Annotated in this window: 18 protein-coding genes, 1 tRNA gene and 2 pseudogenes; 6 read left to right on the top strand and 15 right to left on the bottom strand. The window is 61.9% G+C overall.

What is annotated here, in order from left to right:
• Window positions 1-23 precede the first annotated feature (23 nt).
• Window positions 24-99 (top strand) — tRNA-Lys (locus tag IQ35_RS14170).
• 14 nt (window positions 100-113) lie between these two features.
• Here the strand turns inward: IQ35_RS14170 and IQ35_RS14165 are convergent.
• The 10 genes and pseudogenes from IQ35_RS14165 to IQ35_RS14120 all read right to left on the bottom strand — a co-directional run bounded on the left by IQ35_RS14165 (window position 114) and on the right by IQ35_RS14120 (window position 8,518).
• Window positions 114-1,187 (bottom strand): tyrosine-type recombinase/integrase, encoded by a 1,074-nt coding sequence (locus tag IQ35_RS14165; protein ID WP_145074236.1) that lies wholly within the window; start codon window positions 1,185-1,187, stop codon window positions 114-116.
• Window positions 1,188-1,252: 65 nt separating this feature from the next.
• A pseudogene (locus IQ35_RS21925) lies at window positions 1,253-1,408 on the bottom strand (helix-turn-helix domain-containing protein); the annotation flags it as partial.
• Window positions 1,409-1,420: 12 nt separating this feature from the next.
• On the bottom strand, window positions 1,421-1,729 hold the full coding sequence (locus tag IQ35_RS14155) for a DUF736 domain-containing protein (RefSeq protein WP_145074233.1): 309 nt from the start codon (window positions 1,727-1,729) through the stop codon (window positions 1,421-1,423).
• Window positions 1,730-1,732: 3 nt separating this feature from the next.
• A complete protein-coding gene (locus IQ35_RS14150; protein WP_145074229.1) occupies window positions 1,733-1,954 on the bottom strand; it encodes a DUF2274 domain-containing protein in 222 nt (73 codons plus the stop codon).
• Window positions 1,955-1,969: 15 nt separating this feature from the next.
• The gene (locus IQ35_RS14145) at window positions 1,970-3,241 is read right to left on the bottom strand and encodes a TraB/TrbI/VirB10 family type IV secretion system protein (protein WP_145074226.1); all 1,272 of its coding nucleotides are present in this window, start codon (window positions 3,239-3,241) and stop codon (window positions 1,970-1,972) included.
• Entirely contained in the window at window positions 3,241-4,203 is a 963-nt protein-coding gene (trbG, locus tag IQ35_RS14140; protein ID WP_145074223.1) for a P-type conjugative transfer protein TrbG, read from the bottom strand. The genes IQ35_RS14145 and trbG overlap by 1 nt, the downstream gene beginning before the upstream one ends.
• Window positions 4,200-5,156, bottom strand: a complete 957-nt coding sequence (trbF, locus tag IQ35_RS14135; protein ID WP_242003359.1) for a conjugal transfer protein TrbF — start codon at window positions 5,154-5,156, stop codon at window positions 4,200-4,202. Before trbF ends, trbG begins: the two co-directional genes overlap by 4 nt.
• Window positions 5,098-6,075, bottom strand: a complete 978-nt coding sequence (trbB, locus tag IQ35_RS14130; RefSeq protein WP_184204960.1) for a P-type conjugative transfer ATPase TrbB — start codon at window positions 6,073-6,075, stop codon at window positions 5,098-5,100. The genes trbF and trbB overlap by 59 nt, the downstream gene beginning before the upstream one ends.
• Entirely contained in the window at window positions 6,072-6,482 is a 411-nt protein-coding gene (locus tag IQ35_RS14125; RefSeq protein WP_145074220.1) for a CopG family transcriptional regulator, read from the bottom strand. Before IQ35_RS14125 ends, trbB begins: the two co-directional genes overlap by 4 nt.
• Entirely contained in the window at window positions 6,482-8,518 is a 2,037-nt protein-coding gene (locus tag IQ35_RS14120) for a conjugal transfer protein TraG (RefSeq protein WP_145074217.1), read from the bottom strand. The genes IQ35_RS14125 and IQ35_RS14120 overlap by 1 nt, the downstream gene beginning before the upstream one ends.
• 342 nt (window positions 8,519-8,860) lie before the next feature.
• Between IQ35_RS14120 and IQ35_RS14115 the strand changes: the two genes are divergently transcribed.
• Both IQ35_RS14115 and IQ35_RS14110 read left to right on the top strand, forming a co-directional pair.
• Entirely contained in the window at window positions 8,861-9,217 is a 357-nt protein-coding gene (locus IQ35_RS14115; protein ID WP_145074214.1) for a ParD-like family protein, read from the top strand.
• Window positions 9,214-9,801, top strand: coding sequence for an ATPase (locus IQ35_RS14110; RefSeq protein ID WP_145074211.1), 588 nt, complete (start codon window positions 9,214-9,216; stop codon window positions 9,799-9,801). The genes IQ35_RS14115 and IQ35_RS14110 overlap by 4 nt, the downstream gene beginning before the upstream one ends.
• Window positions 9,802-9,904: 103 nt before the next feature.
• Here IQ35_RS14110 and IQ35_RS14105 read toward each other — a convergent pair whose 3' ends face one another.
• Genes IQ35_RS14105 through IQ35_RS14095 form a run of 3 tightly spaced genes read right to left on the bottom strand, consistent with a single transcriptional unit; the run spans window position 9,905 to window position 11,933 of the window.
• Window positions 9,905-10,582 carry a class I SAM-dependent methyltransferase gene (locus IQ35_RS14105; RefSeq protein WP_145074207.1) on the bottom strand — a complete coding sequence of 226 codons (678 nt, stop codon included), beginning with the start codon at window positions 10,580-10,582 and terminating at the stop codon, window positions 9,905-9,907.
• Between the two features lie 3 nt (window positions 10,583-10,585).
• Window positions 10,586-11,479, bottom strand: coding sequence for an NAD(P)/FAD-dependent oxidoreductase (locus IQ35_RS14100; RefSeq protein WP_145074204.1), 894 nt, complete (start codon window positions 11,477-11,479; stop codon window positions 10,586-10,588).
• Entirely contained in the window at window positions 11,469-11,933 is a 465-nt protein-coding gene (locus IQ35_RS14095) for an Rrf2 family transcriptional regulator (protein ID WP_145074201.1), read from the bottom strand. Before IQ35_RS14095 ends, IQ35_RS14100 begins: the two co-directional genes overlap by 11 nt.
• Before the next feature lie 346 nt (window positions 11,934-12,279).
• On the opposite strand from IQ35_RS14095, the gene IQ35_RS14090 reads away from it, so the two are divergent.
• On the top strand, window positions 12,280-13,194 hold the full coding sequence (locus IQ35_RS14090) for a hypothetical protein (RefSeq protein WP_145074198.1): 915 nt from the start codon (window positions 12,280-12,282) through the stop codon (window positions 13,192-13,194).
• Window positions 13,195-13,230: 36 nt separating this feature from the next.
• Here the strand turns inward: IQ35_RS14090 and IQ35_RS14085 are convergent, their stop codons facing one another.
• Together IQ35_RS14085 and IQ35_RS14080 are read right to left on the bottom strand one after the other, a co-directional pair.
• Complete coding sequence (locus IQ35_RS14085; protein WP_158636668.1) at window positions 13,231-13,437, bottom strand: hypothetical protein; 207 nt, start codon at window positions 13,435-13,437, stop codon at window positions 13,231-13,233.
• Between the two features lie 186 nt (window positions 13,438-13,623).
• Window positions 13,624-14,376 (bottom strand): hypothetical protein, encoded by a 753-nt coding sequence (locus tag IQ35_RS14080; protein WP_145074192.1) that lies wholly within the window; start codon window positions 14,374-14,376, stop codon window positions 13,624-13,626.
• A gap of 446 nt (window positions 14,377-14,822) precedes the next feature.
• Between IQ35_RS14080 and IQ35_RS14075 the strand changes: the two genes are divergently transcribed.
• A complete protein-coding gene (locus tag IQ35_RS14075; protein WP_145074189.1) occupies window positions 14,823-15,257 on the top strand; it encodes a hypothetical protein in 435 nt (144 codons plus the stop codon).
• A 159-nt stretch (window positions 15,258-15,416) separates the two neighbouring features.
• Window positions 15,417-15,642 (top strand): annotated as a pseudogene (locus IQ35_RS14070) (IS21 family transposase); the annotation flags it as partial.

The raw sequence follows: 15,642 nt of genomic DNA, 5'->3' as shown, positions 1-15,642 counted from the left end.
CCAAGGCGCTCCCAAAATGATGTGGACGCATAGCTCAGTTGGTAGAGCAGCTGACTCTTAATCAGCGGGTCCTAGGTTCGAGCCCTAGTGCGTCCACCAATATTTTCAGTTACTTACTTGACCACACGCAGGTGCCCATAGGGGCCACTGGGGGTGGTTTTGTGCCGTTCCGTTTCGCGGATTACCGTGCTTTCCAGTTGGGGCACGTTAATCAGCAAGTCGGAATAGGGCTGCAAGTGCTTCACCGACATGTGCGCATAGCGCCGCACCATCGATTCCGACTTCCAGCCCCCCAGCTCCTGAAGCACCCAGGTGGGCACATCATTCTGCCGCAGCCAGCTCGCCCATGTGTGCCGCAGATCGTGCCAGCGGAAATCCTCGATCCCGCAAGCCTTCAACGCCGCACGCCATTTGCGCGTGTTCGCCGAACGGAGCGGACTGCCCCGATAGGTGAACACATGGGTCGGATGCTTGCCCCATTGGCGTTGCAGCACGGCCAGCGCGACCTCGTTGAGCGGAACGCCGAGCGCGCTGCCGTTCTTCGTGTCGCCATGCCCGATCGTGGCCATGCGGCGGGCCATATCGACCCTGTCCCATGTCAGACCGAGAATGTTGCCCTGCCGCAGCCCCGTCGTCAGGGCGAACAGCACCACTTCACGCTGGTGATCGGGCAAGGCTTCCAGCAGGGCTTCGGCCTGTTCGTGCGTCAGATGCCGCACGCGGACCTTGCTGCCCTCGCCATAGGCCTTGAACGCCGGTATGTGATCGATCCACTCCCATTCGCGCTGGGCCTTGCGGAAGATGGCGCGAATGAGCGCCATGTATCGGTTCCGCGTGGCGTCGGTCGCCTTGGGCAAGCGGGTCGTCAGCAACCGGTCGATCATGTCCCGGCTCACCTCGTCGAGCAGTTTGCCGCGAAGATGGGTGGTGAACCAGCGGATGCGTTGCACATCGTCCCTGCGGGACTTCTTGTGCGCCTTCTCCTTCAGCCACCGCAAAGCCGCTTCGTCCCATGTCCGCTTCGGCTTCTGCTTCAGTCGGCTCGCTTCCCACAGCTCGGCTTTCAACCGGTCGTGATATTCCTCGGCCTTCCGCCTGTCGGACGTTCCAGTAGAGCGTCTAACTCTCGTTCCGTCCGGTGCTGTGAACTCGACATAGTATTTCGATGCACGTTTCCAGAGTGCCATATTGCCTCCTTTCGTGAGGCACCCGGCTGCGTCTGTGCGGCATCAGGATAGCCGGAGCGAATCCAGGCGACAAGCTCGGCCTCCACGAAGCGCCATTGGCGCCCGACACGCCCGGCCGGGATGGTGCCCGCCTTGATGAGATTGCGAACCGTATTGGGATGAACCTTAAGCAGCCGGGCGGCTTCGGTAACGGTCAGGATATGCTCGTTCGCCTGGCTCATCGCTCGGCCCCGTCAGCGCCGCCACATCAGCCGCGCCGACGCGCCGTCATCGTCGGGAAACAGCGCAGCGGTCATCGGGCGCGCAAAGCCGGGATCATCAAGACGCAGCCGCAGATAGTCGCGCGCTCTCTCGTCCTTGGTGCAGGCTTCCCAGGCGTCGCCGATCCGCTGCCGGCCGAGCATCACGCGAAAGGCGGGCGCATCGTCGGATGAGCGATCGTCATTGGGTACGAGCCGCAGCCGCTCGTTGATGCCAAGCGTGCGTAGATTGCCTTCCCAGCCCCCCTCCTTCGAGGGCTTGAAGATACCGATGACGGACATGGCCTAGCCCTCCCCCGCCTGTTCCTTGCGCGCCTTGGCAAAGGCCCGGTCGCTGGCAAGGAAGCTTTCGAGCATGGCGGGTATGAGATCGGGAACTTCGGCCTTCTCGCCATAGATCCGGGCGTAGATCGCAGCGTAGTCGGCGAGCGTGTGAGCCAGATCGGGCATCACGGTGATGGAAATCTTGACCGGCGTGCGGTCGGGCAGTTTGTCGAGCTTGAGCATGGGTGTGTCTCCTTGTCAGCGCCCGCCCCACGGCCGAAGCGTCAGATCCTTGTGAACGAGGACGCGCAGCGGCCATCCGGGGCGGACGGTGATGGTTGGCTGGAGGTTGAGGTTCTTGCTGACGATCTGCTGCCCGGCCTGGGCAGCGGACTGCTGGGATGACTGGCGAATGGCGCGGACGAGATCACTTTCATCGTCGCCGATCGACAATTCGGTGCCGAAGCCAAGCAGGGTCGAAAGCCCGACACCCTTGAGCAATTGCCAGCTATGAAAGTCGACCTTATCTTCAAGCCCGGCATAACCGGCGGCATCGGTGGCGGGCAGATTGTCGATCCGGATCGATGAACCATCGGGAAGGATGATACGCTGCCAGACGAGCAGCGCGCGGCGCTGACCGAAAGCGACGACACTGTCATAGCTGCCGATCAGACGCGCGCCCTGCGGGATCAGCAAGGTCCGGCCGGTCACGGTATCGAACACATTCTCGGTGACTTGCGCGATGACCATGCCCGGTAGATCGGAGTTGAGCCCGGTCAGCAAGCTGGCGGCGATGACGCTGCCCGCCATCAACTCATAGGGCGAAGCCGGGGTCTGGAGTGCATGGGCGTTCGTCACGCCGCCTGCAATCTGCTGGCCGAGAAAATCGAGTTTGCGTTGCTGGTTGTTCTGATCGCGGCCCGGATCGAGGGCCACGCGGCCGCCGTCCGATCGTCCGGTTTCGTCTGTGCCCGGTACTGACGGTGTGGGCGCGCTTCCCAATGCCGACGCAATCGAGGCCGCCGGCGAGCCGCTTGCGGACCGTATCATCACGTCCGCTTCGCGCGCCTGCCTCGCCTGCGCGGCGATGCGCTGGCGCTCGGCTTCGGCCGCCTGTTCTGCGGGCGTCATGGCCGCGGTGCTTCCCGGTTCGAGGCCAAGCTCGCGCTGGCGTTCGAGGATCGGTCCGCCCAGATCGCCAGGCAAGGGCGCGCCCAGGATCGGCGTCTCGGAAGTCACTTTGCTGTAGTCGCCGGGAAGATTCATCACCTCGTCGGCGGGCGTATGACGTTCGGTGATCGCCTTGCTCTCATCGCCGCTCACAATCCCGACCGTCTTCGGCCCGAGCGCCATCCAGGCCACGCCGGCAATGGCGAGCGCACCAGCGGCCGCGCCGCCGATAATGACGCCGCGGCGGAAACGCACGACACGGCGCGGCGACGCTCGAAGTGTCAGCGTTTCGGGGGCGGCCTTGGGCGGCGGCTGTGACGTCTGGGTCTCGGGATTATGGGGTTCGACGGGCTCGGCCATTACTGCCTCCCGTCCGTCCGGCTGACCCGCACCACCTGCTGCGGGTCTTCGCCAAGCCGCAATTCGGCCGCCGCGAACAGACGATCGACAATGTAATGGTTGCCGCTCACCCGGTAATTGACGAGCTGGTTGTCGCCCAGCGGCCCGACCACGAAGAGCGGCGGCGCCTCGCCCTGATCGAGCCGTGCGGGAAACTCGATATAGACCTTGTTCCCGTCATCCCATGCGCGCAGCGGGCGCCAGGGTGGATCGTCGCCCGATATCGCGTATCGGAAGTGCAGATCGGTCAGCGCGACATTCTCGGCGACGGGCCTCGCCTGCTCGGCGCGGGCATCCTGCCGTCGCAACACTACAAGCCGGTCCTGCGGGTAGGTCCAGCTGATCGCTGCCATCGATGTGGCATCGGTGCTTTCGAGCGCGAGATGATAGGCGCGCCGGTCGGTGGTGATGACCATGTTCGTGGCAAGGCCGGGTGCGAAGGGTTTGACCAGCACATGCACACGGGCACCCTCGCCCGCGCCGCTGGTGGTATCGCCGATGATCCAGCGCACCGTATCGCCCGCCGATACCGCCACCAGTTTCTCGCCGGGCTGCAAGGCAATGTCGCTGACGCGCTCGGGCGCGGCATAAAGACGGTAGAGTGCGCCCTCGGTCCAGGGATAGACCTGCACCGCATTGATATAGCCCGAACTGCTCGGCTCCTTTGTCGCTGCACGGTTTGCGGCATCGACGCGCGCGGTCGGTGGACCGACCTCCGGCTTCACCGATGGCGGCGGCTGAAGCTGACCGGGAAGCGGAAGCGGCACGGGCGTCTCGACGATCTCGACCGGCTTCGCCGGTTCGGCCTCCTCAACAGCCGGACGAAAATCAGCGGCGTCATAGTGGATCGCGGGCGGCGGGGCCTTGCCTGCGCAGGCAGCAAGCGCCAGCGCGGAGGCCGATACGAACAGCAGACGCGTCATGGATTGGTTCCTTTCTGATCGGAAGTCGCGGCATCGGGCGGGGCGGAGTTCGCAGGCGCAGGCAGAGCCGGCAGTGGTTCGATGCTCTCCGGAGCGATTACGGGCTGCGGAAGGCTTGTCGGCGTCGAAGGTGGCCTTTCATCTGCGGGCTTTGTGGTCGGCGCGCCTTCCAGTTCACGCGCCCAGTCGATCGCGTTGACGAACAGACCGAGCGGGTTCTTGCGCAGCGCATCGGCCGTTTTGGGCGGCCGCATCACGACGGTCAGCATAGCGGTCCAGTGTTCGGTTCGAGCCAGGCTGCCACGCTCGAAAATGCTCTCGGTCCATTTGACCTGAAAGCTGTTGCCCGAGGCACGCACGACGCTCGTCACCTGCACCGAGACGCTGCGCTGACCGATCCCGGCAAAAGGATCGTTGGAGCGCGCATATTCGTTGAGGAACGTCGCTGCCCGGTCGGTGGCGAAGTCATAGGCGTCCAGCCAGTTGGTCTTCACCAGCACCGGATCGGTCGAGACCGAACGCACATTGGAGATAAACCGGGCCAGATGCCACGCGACCTGCCCGTCGGTCGGCTTGTAGTTCTGGATCGCCGGCGCGACGCTGCGCGCTTCACCCAGGCGATCAACCTCAACCACATAAGGCGCGACCCGGGCCTGCATCGACTGCCAGACATTCGATGCGATCAGGACGCCCGTCAGCCCTAGACAGGAGAATGCGACGAGCCGCCAGTTCCTCGCCTGGACGCGCGCCGAGCCGATCCGCTCGTCCCAGAGCTGGCCGGCGCGCTGATAGGGCGTCTCGGGTGCGGGCGTCTGCCCATAAGCGTGGCTGCGGCGGGAAGAACGAGCCGCTGCGGCAGGCGCGTAAGCGCGGACGGATTGGTGGTGTGCATATTCAGTCTCCTGTGCTGGGGGGAATGGCGAGATCGGTGACGGCGTAGTCACCATCGGCATCGAGACCGGTCACTTCGACGACACTCTCGACCTTGCGGCCGGTGCCCCTTCCCGAAATGAACACGACGAGGTCGATGGCCTCGGCGATCAGACGCCGGGGAACGGTGACGACATTTTCCAAAACGAGCTGTTCGATGCGGTAAAGCGCGGAGCGCGCGCTGTTGGCGTGGACGGTGGCGATGCCGCCGGGATGGCCTGTATTCCAGGCTTTGAGCATGTCGAGTGCTTCCCCGCCCCGCACTTCCCCGACGATGATGCGGTCGGGACGCAGGCGCAGGGTGGAGCGCACCAGATCGGCCATGCTGACGACGCCCGCCCGCGTTCTGAGTGCCACCGTATCGGGCGCGGCGCACTGCAGTTCGCGTGTATCCTCGATCAGGATCACCCGCTCATCGAGCGCGGCCATCTCGTTCAAGAGCGCATTCGCCAGCGTGGTCTTGCCCGACGAAGTGCCGCCGGCAACCAGGATGTTCTTGCGTTCGACTACCGCCATCGACAGCGCCAGTGCGACTTCGGCGCGCATGATGCCGTCGGCGACATAGTCGAGCAGCCGGTGGATGCGTGCGGCAGGCTTCCTGATCGAAAAGCAGGGCGCGCTCGCGACTGGGGGCAACAATCCTTCGAACCGTTCGCCGCCTTCCGGAAGCTCGGCTGAAACGATCGGTGCATTGCCATGAACTTCGGCGCGGACATGGGAGGCGACCAGGCGGATGATGCGTTCGGCCTCGGCCGCTTCGAGCCTGTTGCCCGTATCGACGCGGCCTTCGCCCAACCGGTCAAGCCGCAGCACGCCGTCCGGGTTGACCATGATTTCGATGACCTGCGCATCGGCGAGCGCCGCCCCGATGGCCGGCCCCATCGCAGTGCGCAGCATTGCACGCCGGCGGCCCTGCGCCTGGATAGTGGCAGGCCCGCTCATGAGGCTACCTCATTGGCTTGTGTCAGCGGCTTCGCGCCCGAAGCCATCTGGCGGCCGATTTGTTCGATGAACCTGTCGAACCGCTCGCGGCCCACGGCGCGGGCGGCTGCATCGGGCTCGGGGATCTGGGCGTTGAGGCAGAATTGCTGATGGACGAAGACCGACAGGCTTTCGAGCAACACCTGCAGGTCGCGCCCAAGGCGACCGATCTGCAAGCTCATCCGATCGAGCCGGGGACCGAACCGTTCATCCAGTTCATTACTGCCCTGCCGGGTAAGCCAGGCGTCGAGTGCGGCCACCAAAATATCCGAGCGAGCCACACCCGGCTGTGCTGCCATTTCTTCCAGCCGCTCTGCGAGCCGGGGTTCGAGGAAGAGTTGATAGCGGACCTTGTCGCGGTTCAGCATCACTGATCCCCTCCGAAGCTGGGAATCAGGTCGCCGCGATCCTTGCCCTCGTTGACGGCGACGGCGCGTGCGACATTGCTGAGCGTGGTCATGGCGCGCCGATCGGCAACAGGATCGCTGTCATTATCGTCGCCGGGGGCAACTTCCGGCGTGCGGTCGGTTGGTTTGACGGATTGTTCTTCGGGAAGTCCTGGATGGCGCTGCTGCTGCAAGCCGCCTTCCCCGTCCTCACCAAGACCGTCGTCCTCGGCCTCGGCCGCCAGCTTTTCGTGTAAGCCGCGCACCTGACCGCTCCAGTCGTCGGGCCGCGGCGCGGGACGATCGCGCCAGTAGCCGTCCGAAAGTTCGGGCGGCGGCATCACGCGCGACGTGAAATTGCGATCCTCGTAATAGCGCAGCTTCTTCGCCCGGATCGGCGCGAGCCCTGAGACGAGCACCAGTTCGTCGGCAGGCGGCAGTTGCATCACCTCGCCCGGTGTCAGCAGTGGGCGGGCGGTCTCCTGACGCGACACCATCACATGGCTGAGCCATGGCGCGAGGCGGTGTCCGGCATAGTTGCGCTGGGCGCGCAGTTCGGTCGCGGTGCCAAGCGCATCGCTGATCCGCTTGGCTGTGCGCTCATCATTGGATGAAAACGCTATGCGGACATGACAATTATCGAGAATAGCGTTGTTCTCGCCATAGGCCTTGCTGATCTGGTTGAGGCTCTGGGCGATCAGATAGGCCCGGATGCCGTAGCCGGCCATGAAGGCCAGCGCCGTCTCGAAGAAGTCGAGCCGTCCCAATGCCGGAAACTCGTCCAACATCATGAGCAGCTGATGCTTGCGGCTTTTCCTGGGGTCGCCTTCGAGCCGCTCGGTGAGGCGGCGGCCGATCTGGTTCAGCACCAAACGGACCAACGGCTTGGTACGGCTAATGTCGGATGGCGGAATGACGAGATAGAGCGATACCGGGGACTTCGCATCGACCTGATCGGCAATGCGCCAGTCACATGAACTGGTGTTCCGCGCCACGATCGGATCGCGGTATAGCCCCAGGAACGACATGGCCGTCGACAGGACGCCGCTGCGTTCGTTCTCCGACTTGTTCAGGACTTCGCGCGCAGCGCTGGCGACGACCGGATGGACCTGCGGATGCTCCTTCGTGCCGAGATGGTTGGTCGCCATCATCCGGCGCAACGTATGCGCGAACGAGCGTTGCGGATCGGACAGGAAGGTGGCGACGCGCGCGAGGGTCTTTTCTTCCTCGGCATAGAGGACATGAAGGATCGCGCCGACAAGCAGCGAATGGGACGTTTTTTCCCAATGCGAGCGCCGTTCCAGCGCGCCTTCGGGATCGACAAGGATATCGGCGATGTTCTGGACATCACGCACTTCGTCCGGGCCTTGTCGAACCTCGAGCAGCGGATTGTAACGCGCCGAACGTGCATCCGTCGGGTTGAACAGCAGGCAATGCGAAAAGCGCGCCCGCCATCCCGCCGTCAGCGTCCAGTTTTCGCCCTTTATGTCGTGAACGACGACGCTACCGGTCCAGGACAGCAGCGAGGGAACGACAAGCCCGACGCCCTTGCCCGAGCGGGTCGGCGCAAATGCCATGACATGTTCCGGCCCGTCGTGGCGTAGATACTCGCTGCCATGACGGCCGAGAAACACGCCCGCATTGCGAAACAAGCCGGCGCGGGCGATTTCCCAGCGCTTGGCCCAGCGGGAAGAGCCATAGGTGGTAACATTGCGCTTTTGCCGGGCACGCCAGAGCGAACCGGCAATGGCCGAGGCGCAACCGAGAAAGCCGCTGGCTCCAGCTAGCGTTCCCGCCTTGTCGAACACTTCCGGCGCATAGGCCTCGTAATGATACCACCAGCGAAAGAGCTGCCAGGGGCGGTAGATCGGCGTATCGAATGCGACCGTCCAAGGCGCGCCCAACTGCACCTGATAACCCAGCATCGATGCCGCCCATTGGGTCGCCGCCCACAAGCCTAAGATGACGATGGCGAAAACGACAATAATCTGACCGACGAGTAGCTTGGTTGGGGTCATGTGAGCCTCCCTGCGAAAGGCGCAGAAGCGCGCCTCCGGCTGTTGGCCCTATTGTCCGTTCATTCTCTGCCGCTCACCATGTGCCCAACGTGCGCCAGTCTACGCTGCACGCAGACATTTCGATCGCTTCCCGTTTAAGCATCCTCGTAATGCGTGGAGAGAAACCGTTGGGTAGCGAATCGCTTGGGCAGACAATCAGACGCGAAATGTCCAACGCCATTGATGGTCCGTCCATCCGCGATTTCCTGCGGAACTCAGCTAGCCTGTGACGCAGGCGGTGCATCGATAGATATGCTTGAAATTGAGGTGGCAAAATGCTACCTTGCAACTTGGAGGTAATCCATGGCCCAGTCCATTAAGCTTGGTGACGACATCATGAAGATCGTGCGTCGCGAGTCCGAGTTGCAGAGCCGCTCGATTGCTGGCCAGATCGCGCATTGGGTGCGCATTGGTCGCGCCATCGAGAGATCGGGCAATTTCGATCATGCCCGCATCACCGCTGCGCTTGCCGGCCACATGGAGACGACTGACCTCACCGATGAGGAGAAGGACGTCTGGCTCGATAGCTTCGTCGAGATGATGGGGCAGTCCCAACCTGACGAGGATGCCTTCTTTGGCCGGCGGAGGCAGCTTGGGCTTGGAGTCGGTCTCGATGAAGCCGGCAACCTGGTGCGCGAAAAGGCCGTCCATAAGGCATGAAGCCGACGATGATCGTACTTGCCGGACCGAATGGTGCCGGCAAGTCCACACTCTATGAGATGCGGGTCGCGCCGAGTTTTGCGGGACCGTTCATCAACGCCGACATCATCCAGCGCGACGAGCTACGTGATCCATCACCAAAGGCATCTTACGAAGCGGCCAATATCGCGACTTCGCGCCGGGCCGATTATCTCGCTCGGGGCCGGGATTTCGTGACGGAGACGGTCTTCTCGCATCCCTCCAAGCTTGAACTCATCGACGAAGCGCGGAACCTAGGGTTCACCGTCATCGTGATGCATGTCGGCGTCGAGACGCCGGATCTTTCTGTCGCACGCGTCGGCACACGCGTAGAGGAAGGCGGACATATCGTCCCCGAGGACAAGATCCGCGCCCGCTATGCACGCGGCGCACCGTTCATCCGCGCCGCAGTCCTAAAAGCGGATCGCGGCATGGTTTTCGATAACTCCGGCCTCAACCAGCCGCCGAGCCATTGCCTGACATTCGCAAACGAGCGCCTGGTCTTCGCGTTACCACGCCTCCCTGACTGGATCAGAACGGTTTATGAATGTGACCTAGAACTCTAAGATCAACTGCGAATGATGGCTGGCCGCCCTCGCGAACAAAGCGGTCATTTCTAGTCCAGATCAGGGCCGCTATAGCCCGCCGTGAATTCAAGTTCGCTTTGCATCATGCGGTCGCGGCCCATCCGCGAAAACTGAAGGCGGCATAGAAAAGAGCGATCTCGCTGAATCCGGCCTGTTCCAGCAATCCCTCTTCCTCGCCCGATGACAGGATCGGCAATTGCTTGCTCATCATTTGCGCGGAACGGGATGCCCCGGCGACATCTTGCATGCCCCGATCCGCAAACAGGGCCGAACGGGCGAGCCAGGCCTGTGGTTCGCTTCCCTGCGGATAGCTGTGATGAGCAATGACCAACCGTGCGCCGGGCTTCATACGGCGGCGGATGTCGCGCAATACCGCTTGCCGCTCGTCCCGCTGGAGGAAATGCAGCGTCAGCAGACAGGCCGCTCCGTCGAACGGGCCCTGTGGCGCCGCGTCGATATAGCCTTGCCGAAGGTCCACGCGCCTCTGGAGAGGCCCGAGGGTTTCCCGCGCCAGATCGAGCATTTCCGCTGAGGGATCAACACCGACCAACCGCCAGCCAGACTGCGCTTCGCCGAACGCCTTGAGTTCCAGACCGCCCCCGGCACCATATACGAGGATATCAGCGTCCGGCGGCGCGCGCTCCGCCAATAGGAGCATGGCCATTCGATGGAGGTCAGCATATCCGGGCACCTTGCGCGGTGTATCTTCGGCGTAGCGCGCAACAGCAGCCGCATCGGTAAAGGGACGCAGCGTGTCCATCGTTCAACCGAAGACAAGCGCGCGATGCGCGGACGTACCGGCCGTGACGCCGTCCGCGACGGCCCAACTGACGCTGTGAGGTGCACGAGCGATATCGCCGGCTGCATAAAGGCCCGGAACCGTTGTCAGCTTGTCGCCATCGGTGTGGATGATCGGCCCCATCGGGCCTTCGTCGATCCGGGCACCGAGTTGTTCTGCAACCGGACTGTTCAGGCACGAGCGCGGTGCGATGTAGAGCGCAGAGACAGCGCTGCTCCGGCCATCGGCGAGTTCAATCGCAGATAGGTCCGTTCCTTTACCTGACAGTCCCAGAACGGGGGCCGGCTCGATCCTGACACCGCACGCATGAAGCTGAGCGGCCTCGTTCCCGGCCAGTTCCGCTCCGTTCAGATAGAGCGTCGTCGGTCCCCATTCGGTAATCAGTTGCGCCTGATGAACCGACATCGGCGTGCGGTAGAGCACCCCCAGCTGCCGATCGCTGAACTCGAAGCCGTGACAATAGGGACAGTGCAGAACGGTCTTCCCCCACCGCTCCTGCAAACCCGGCAGATCGGGCAATTCGTCGTGCAGGCCGAAGGCAAGGATCAGCTTACGAGCGGTGACTTCCTCACCATCGGCAAGAGATACTGCAAAGCCATCCTCAATGGCTCGCGCCTCGCTCGCCCGTGCATCCGTCAACTCCACGCTGTCATAGGCCTGAAGCTGCGCGCGCGCTGTCGCCAGAATATCACCGGGGTTACGGCCATCCTGCCCCAGAAAACCATGCGAGGCCTCCGCGAACCGATTACGCGGCTTACCGGTATCGAGAATCCGGACATTGCGGCGCGCCCGCGCCAGATAGGTTGCGGCCGCAAGGCCTGCAAAGCCGCCACCTAAGATGATAGCATCATGCTGCATGCGAGGTCTCCGGCGTGATTGCGCCGCCGCGTTCGGTCAGGCGCGCGTGAAAATCGGCGCTCAATTGCGCCAGGGTGATTTCGCCGAACCGGCGCAGCAGCAAGGCCTCGGCGTCGTCGAAGGCCTGCCCCAGCGCCGCATTGACGGCCTGTTCGACCAGACAGCCGGGCGCATCGGTGCGATTGCCCATTGCCAGTATCTCCGGCCGCCCCAGTGCCTCGTAGATGTCACGCAGCCTGACGGTCTCAAGATCACAAACGATCGTCCAACCGCCGCCATGCCCTTTTTCGGAATGCACGAAGCCCTGCTCGCGAAGCCCAGCCATAACCCGGCGGATCACGACCGGGTTGGTATCCATCGCACGGGCGAGTGTTTCGGATGTCTGGGGACCGGACTGTTCCGCCATGTGCAGCAGCACATGGAGCACCCCCGATAATCGGCTGTCTCTTTTCATGTAACTTTATATGATACGTGATCAGCACAATGTCAATGACAGCCCAATGCGACGCAAAGCTGCTAGAAATATTTGCTAGGTGTGCGGTAGATCGCCGACATAGCGGCCGTTCGAACGATCGCACGGCTTCCCTGAAACCCGCCATCCGTTCAGCGGAGCAGATGATGTGGGCCGATCCGGCGACGTGCTATTTCGTTGGGGGTGAATTAACGTCAGGATGGTTTGGAAAATTCCGGGGAGCTTCTAGGCAGTCACCGTCATTGATAATACACATAACGGGAATTCTAGGAGGGGCGTTGTACATGAGGCTGCACGGTAATCTATTGCGAGATCACGTGAACTCAAAATGATCCGCTTTCGCCGTGTAACATTGCGTCCACTCAACGCGTGGCTTGTTGCGCAGCCTGTGAGCGGCGCACATAGCAAATATGAACTTCGCGTGTGGCGCGAGGTGAATGCCAATTTTGGAGCGCTGCGCGATGAACTAATCGCCTATGCTCAAGAGGCCCTCGACGATGCCCGGACCCGCATCCGCAAAGGCTTTGAAGACAATCTTTCGCCATTTTCCGATCCCATCGACGATCCCGCCGCTCATTATCCTGCGATGCTAAACCGCATCACCCTACAAGGCTATCTCGGCGAAACCCTTGCCGGCCTCGCAGTCGAGCATTTCGGTGCATTCGGCCATACCGACTGGCACGTACCGGCCTTCCTGTTTCGCTTCCATGATCAGGAATTCCAGCACCTCGACCTCATTAACGAGCGGTTCCTTATGGGCGAACCGCACGATCCCGATGCAGAGGCCGAGAAACGTCCTGGGCGGACTGGCGACGACGCCCTGGCCTTCCGGCTCGACGGCGAAGGCAAGATCACCCACATCCTTGCCCTCGAGGCGAAGTGTCTGGCCACCAGCAACACAGCAATCATTGCAGATGCCCATGGCAAATTGGCCGCGGGTCCGCGGCGCCCCAGCGGCATTCGCGAACTTATCACGTTGCTCTCGGACTATGAAACCGACGAAGCCCAAGCCTGGGTCGCCCGGCTGCTCGAACTCTACCGAGTTGGGTTCAGGACCGCGAAGCGGCGCGATGGCCTCGCTTATACCGTCGGTCATTTTCCAGTGAGGCCCGCGACCCGAGTGAGTTGGCTGCCAGCGACCGCTCCGCACGCATCATACACCGCCGACCGTCGGTTCGAAGCCATGGAGTTCCAGCTCTCGGACCTTAGAGGTCTCGTCGACACGCTCTATCGGGGGGCCTAATGCCGAACGACACCGTGCTCACCATCGCGGCAAGGATCAGGGCGGACCTACCTGAGCGACTTGCCCACTGATCGGCGCATCAGTGTCGAGGTGGAAGTTCACCTTTTCAGCCTGTGCCTTGATGCTCGGAAGCGTCTTCGCCAAGATTATGGCAGCAGCGTTGGAATCGCCCTCCAGCGCCTTACCGACCAGCACGGCAACGATGTTCCGCATTTCATCGAGCATCTGCTGAGTGGCCAGCAACCGCCGATCTGGAATGCCCGGAGGTCTGCCGCTCGGGTTGGGACTCGGCCCGTTCTTGACCCAGGAAGGGTTGCCGGGTCCGCGCGGTTCGGTTGCCGGTGGCGCAGGCGCAGGCTTCCAATCGGACCCCCAAGGGGGCTGAACTATGGCGTTCATCGAACTACCTCGATTTGATTAGAACAAGCGTCAGACCGTGAACGGCTTGTGCGATTTGTCCCGTTTTGCGCGTAATTGCGCCGGGGTGATCTCGCCGGAATACTGGCCGTGCAGGTCGAAGGTGTTGCCCTTGAGCTTGATGGTGCCGACCGCCTTGGCGACCTCCTTCTTCAGCACGCCCATGCGACTGTCGATCAGGTCGCGGGCAGCGGTGACGGCGCGCAGGCGCTTGGCAAGGCCGGGGTTGAACCGCTCGTGATACTCGCGGAGCAAGATGGGTTTCATCTCGTCATCAATGCCGCTGAGCATACCGGGCGCGCCCAACACTGCGGACGCGACCACATCGTCGCCATCGCGGATCGCCTGCGAGATAGCTGCCATGCGCTCGCCGGTCTTGAGACCTTTGAAGTGAGCGCGAATTTCGCTGCTGACCATCTGGGAGGCCTTGGACTCGACCGCCTTGGTCATTTCCTTCTCCCACGCTTCCACCTTGGCGTTGAGCGTGGACGAGGCGGTGTCCCACAGTGGATAGACCTTCGCGATCATGCGCTTCTGCGCAAAGTCATCGACCTTCAAAAGCGCGCCCGCCTCCGTAAGCGTGGGATCGTCCACCACTGCCGCTTTGGCATCGTGAATGGCGCGGAGCGAAGTAAACGCCTCGGTGAATGCGGACTTGGCGGTGCTGACGTAAGAAGCGGTATCGTCATCGTAATCAACGATGGTGAGCATCGCGGCTTCGGGATCAAGATCGAGACTGACGCGGGTGTCAATTTCATCAGCCATTTTGCGGCCTCCAAGGTTAGCTGTGGCTATGATTGTGCTATTAGCTAAGGAGGCCGTGTGAAGGTCCGCAAGCAATTATTTTTCTATAACAATCACTTAGGTCCGTTCAGGCACGACAGGCCATGAAATAGTATATTTGTGGGTCGGGGATTTTGCGGGTGATGGCCACACGAGAGCAGGCCGCTGTGCTGGCGCTGTAGCGCTGGCAGGGGTTGCCGTTGCCGCAGCGAGGGCAACCGCGCTTTCGCGCCCCAGCATGGCGCGCTAATGGCAGTATAGAGAAACAGGGGGCAGCGACATTGGCCGTGAAACTATACATGCCGTTACCGTTTGACCGGTTCAAACGCGAAGGCGATATAATCGGCAGGATGGTAATCGAGTATGGCGATCTCGAATGGGACCTATGCCTACTGGTCAGTCACGTCATCGAGGACTTGGATATAGCAGTGAAGACGCTCTATCGGTCACGCGGTGAAACCCAGCGGATCGACATTGCAGACGCGCTCATTCGTAATCGCATAGACGATCCAAAGCTCAAGCAGACTTACGAGACGACCCTAGCCCACATGCGGGTCTGCCTTACCATCCGCAACCGATACGCCCATGCGAACTGGCTTCATGCAGGTTCGGACAAGCTGGCCTATATTGACATTGAGGAGCTGGCGAAGAGCAATTCGCCCGTCGATATGTCGAGCATGCAACTCTACCATGTAGATATTGCGACTGTCGAAGACCAAGCTCGATTCTTCAACGAAGTGATGCAGAACATGCGCTATCTGAATATGGAAATGCAGTATGTGAAGGGCAGCTCCACCATGACCGGCTTCCACTACATTCCGAACATCAAACGCCCAAAGATGGCGCAGAAGCTGATTGAGTGACCACATGCGGCTGTAGCGTTATAGCGGTTAGCCTCGGGAGGCTCGCGTGTTGATTTCCACTGAGAGTTGACCCGGGAGGGGCATAAGTTTCCACTGAGAAGTGACCCATGTTTTGACTTCCCTCTGGCTGATTGGTCGGAGGATTCAGGAGTGATCGACATGGCGTTATTGAGTGTAATCCGGCGCTGGCATTTCCGGCAGCAGGTTCCGATCCGGGAGATCGAGCGGCGCACTGGTTTGTCGCGCAACACGATCCGCAAGTACCTGCGGGCGGACACGGTAGAGCCGCAGTTCAAGGTTCCCGAGCGGCCGAGCAAGCTGGACCCGTATGCGGAGAAGCTGTCAGGCTGGCTGCGGATCGAGGCTGGCAAGTCGCGCAAGCAGC

The organism is Sphingobium wenxiniae (genome assembly GCF_007830065.1).
Taxonomy (GTDB): Bacteria; Pseudomonadota; Alphaproteobacteria; order Sphingomonadales; family Sphingomonadaceae; genus Sphingobium; species Sphingobium wenxiniae.
This window is presented reverse-complemented; position numbering and strand designations above follow the sequence as displayed.